This is a genomic window from Moorena sp. SIO2C4, assembly GCF_010672485.1.
GTDB lineage: Bacteria > Cyanobacteriota > Cyanobacteriia > Cyanobacteriales > Coleofasciculaceae > Moorena > Moorena producens.
The window spans coordinates 1-3,133 of the sequence record NZ_JAAHGN010000912.1; the positions used below are offsets into that span (position 1 = coordinate 1).

4 protein-coding genes are annotated in these 3,133 nt (G+C 46.2%); 3 read left to right on the forward strand and 1 reads right to left on the reverse strand.

Going from position 1 to position 3,133, the window contains the following annotated elements; all coding sequences use genetic code 11:
- Nucleotides 1–412: 412 nt before the first annotated feature.
- The gene (locus tag F6K20_RS31240; RefSeq protein WP_287250777.1) at nucleotides 413–934 is read left to right on the forward strand and encodes a photosystem I assembly protein Ycf3; all 522 of its coding nucleotides are present in this window, start codon (nucleotides 413–415) and stop codon (nucleotides 932–934) included.
- 387 nt (nucleotides 935–1,321) lie between these two features.
- Nucleotides 1,322–1,612 (forward strand): Asp-tRNA(Asn)/Glu-tRNA(Gln) amidotransferase subunit GatC, encoded by a 291-nt coding sequence (gene gatC, locus F6K20_RS31245; protein ID WP_008179681.1) that lies wholly within the window; start codon nucleotides 1,322–1,324, stop codon nucleotides 1,610–1,612.
- A gap of 92 nt (nucleotides 1,613–1,704) precedes the next feature.
- Here gatC and F6K20_RS31250 read toward each other — a convergent pair whose 3' ends face one another.
- Nucleotides 1,705–1,881, reverse strand: coding sequence for a hypothetical protein (locus F6K20_RS31250; protein WP_287250779.1), 177 nt, complete (start codon nucleotides 1,879–1,881; stop codon nucleotides 1,705–1,707).
- A gap of 243 nt (nucleotides 1,882–2,124) precedes the next feature.
- On the opposite strand from F6K20_RS31250, the gene F6K20_RS31255 reads away from it, so the two are divergent.
- On the forward strand, nucleotides 2,125–3,133 hold a 1,009-nt coding region (locus F6K20_RS31255), incomplete at its 3' end, for an FAD-dependent oxidoreductase (RefSeq protein ID WP_287297320.1).

Sequence of the window (3,133 nt, forward strand, 5' to 3'; positions counted from 1 at the left end):
TATAGCAGAAGTCATTTGTCAGAAGTCATTTGTCAGAAGTCAAACTCTTGCGCTTCTTGATGCAATAGCGAGTGGGGGAAACCCCCAAGACCGCTTAGGTGCGCTTGACCTTGGCGAATTAAATTCGCCACGGGTCGCACCTCTGCATCGCTTACAAAGGGTGTGAGACTTTTGTCATGTCCTAACTGCCCTGGCGACTGCTATAACACAGGCATGACTTGAGCTATAGCACTACGCGCTATATCAGCTTATTGAGGGGTGTTCAAGGTAAATCATGTACTTGCGGCAGTTAGCCCAATCAATGCTTAAGTTTTCCTGGATTGTTGAGCTAACTGCTGAGAGGTTCATAGCTAAATGCTGACATGACGAGATAGGATGATCTACAAGGTGAAGACTATAGACCCACGTAACTATGCCACGCACTCAACGCAACGATAACTTTATCGATAAAACCTTTACGGTGATGGCAGACATCCTCTTAAAGGTTCTGCCTACCAATAAGCAAGCCAAGGAAGCTTTTGTCTATTACCGAGATGGTATGTCAGCTCAAGCGGATGGGGAATATGCTGAAGCTATGGATAATTACAAAAAAGCGTTGGAACTGGAGGAAGACCCCAACGACCGCAGCTTTATTATCTACAACATGGGGCTGATTCAAGCCAGTAATGGTGAGCATGAGCGTGCTTTAGAACTCTATCATCAGGCTCTTGATATCAACCCCCGTATGCCTCAGGCCCTTAATAATGTAGCCGTAATTTACCATTATCAAGGTGAACAGTCTAAGGAAGCTGGGGATAGTGAGGGGGCAGAAGCTTTGTATGACAAAGCGGCTGATTATTGGAAACGAGCTATTCGCCTTGCTCCTAATAACTACATTGAAGCCCAAAACTGGCTGAAAACTACAGGTCGTTCTACGATGGATGTTTACTTTTAGCGGCTAGCTTCTAGTTAATAAATTTGATAGTCTGTAAGCTATCAGCTATCAGCGTGTCGCGTATCAGCTATCAGCTAATGCTCTAAGCACAGGCTAAGTGGAAAGCTTTTGAATAAAACAGATGAGCATTCGTTTAATCTTTGTTATCTCTACTGCCAGGGATTCATAGTCTTTGGCTGATGGGCAAATCCCCAGACTTTGAATTATCATTAATCTCGAACTATTAAATTATCCCGTTTGCTCAATGCCCATGCTACGGGAACTAGCTTTATTTTAAACATGATAGCTGACAGCTGACCGCACCTCAAGTAGCACCATCTGTAGCGCATATGCTTACGATAGTCTTTATAGTTTTTGATTTCGGCTAAGCCTTTTTATAACCAAATTATGATAGACCGCGAACAAGTCCAAAAAGTTGCCAATCTTGCTCGTTTAGAACTGAAAGCAGAGGAAGAGGAGAAATTGGCAGCTCAGATGAGTAGTATTTTCGAATATTTTCAACAGCTGAGTGAATTAGATACTGAGGATGTGCCGCCGACTACACGGGCGATTGATATTAGCAATGTGACTCGACTGGATACTCTCAAACCCTATACTGACAGGGATTGTATGTTCAGGGAAGCTCCTGAGCAGGATGGTGATTTCTTCAGAGTGCCAAAAATTATCACTGAAGGGTAAGCTATCAGCGTGTCGCGTATCAGCGTGTCGCGTATTAGCTATCAGTTATCAGCGAACAGCGATTAGCGCTACGCGCACGCTACGCGAACAGCTTATGTGCTATGGGCACGATGATTGAGGAGGAAACCGTTAATACTACAATAGGTAAGTATTCGTTTAATCTGAGTTAAGTCACAGCGTCGTTCGCACAGCGTGGCCAAACGCGCACGCGTGGCCGTTCGCGTAGCGTGGCCAAAAGGCCAAAAGGCCAAGGCCAAAGCCTGTGCCACAAAGCTTTTCGCTACGCTGGGTTGATTTTAAGCTGACCGCTGACCGCTGACCGCTGAATGCTTACACTGAAGGATAACTGGGGTTGAAAGGGTTAACTAATAGTTTGTTGTTGATGGTTGATGGTTGACGGTTGAGGGTTAACTATCAAAATAAACCATAAATTTTTCAATTAAACTATAAAAAACACACCATTTTATGGTAGTGAATTCCTCAGCTTTGATTTCTGATCCTTCCTTAGACCCATGCATTCCCAAGTAGATTTCCAAGATGCCTTTGATGTGATTGTAGTTGGCGCGGGACACGCTGGTTGTGAAGCCGCCCTAGCTTCAGCACGGTTGGGCTGTCGTACTATCCTACTTACCCTCAACCTAGACAAAATTGCTTGGCAACCCTGTAACCCAGCAGTGGGAGCACCGGCCAAGTCTCAACTCACCCATGAGGTAGATGCTTTGGGTGGAGAAATTGGCAAAATGGCTGACCGTACCTACCTGCAAAAGCGGGTACTGAACTGTTCACGGGGACCAGCGGTTTGGGCTTTGCGAGCGCAGACGGATAAGCGAGAATATGCGGCTGTGATGAAGGAGATTGTAGAAAATCAAGAAAACTTGACTCTCCGGGAAGCCATGGTCACGGATTTGGTGCTAGGGGCTAATGATCAGGTGATAGGTGTTCAGACTTACTTCGGTGTGGCTTTCCAAGCATCGGCAGTAATCTTGACAACTGGGACTTTCCTGGGTGGACGGATCTGGGTGGGAAACAAGTCCATGTCAGCAGGACGGGCTGGGGAATTTGCGGCAATTGGGTTGACTGAAACCCTTAACCGCTTAGGCTTTGAAACGGGACGACTCAAGACGGGAACCCCCGCACGGGTAGATAAGCGCTCCGTAGATTACAGCAACTTGGAACCTCAACCAGGGGATGAGGAGGTGCGCTGGTTTAGCTTTGACCCAGATGTGTGGGTCGAACGAGAGCAGATGTATTGCTATCTGACCCGTACGACTTCTGAGACTCACCGGTTGATTCGGGACAATCTTCATCTATCCCCAATCTATGGAGGCTGGGTGGAGGCTAAAGGACCCCGTTCCTGCCCTAGTATTGAAGATAAAATTGTGCGCTTTGCTGATAAGGAAAGCCACCAGATTTTTATTGAACCAGAAGGACGAGATATTCCAGAACTCTATATCCAGGGATTTTCTACTGGATTACCAGAGAATTTGCAGTTGCAGCTATTGCAAACTCTTCCGGGATTAG

Coding starts and splice junctions, on each gene's coding strand:
- F6K20_RS31240 (WP_287250777.1), top strand. CDS start 413: ATGCCACGCACTCAACGCAACGATAACTTTATCGATAAAACCTTTACG.
- gatC (WP_008179681.1), top strand. CDS start 1,322: ATGATAGACCGCGAACAAGTCCAAAAAGTTGCCAATCTTGCTCGTTTA.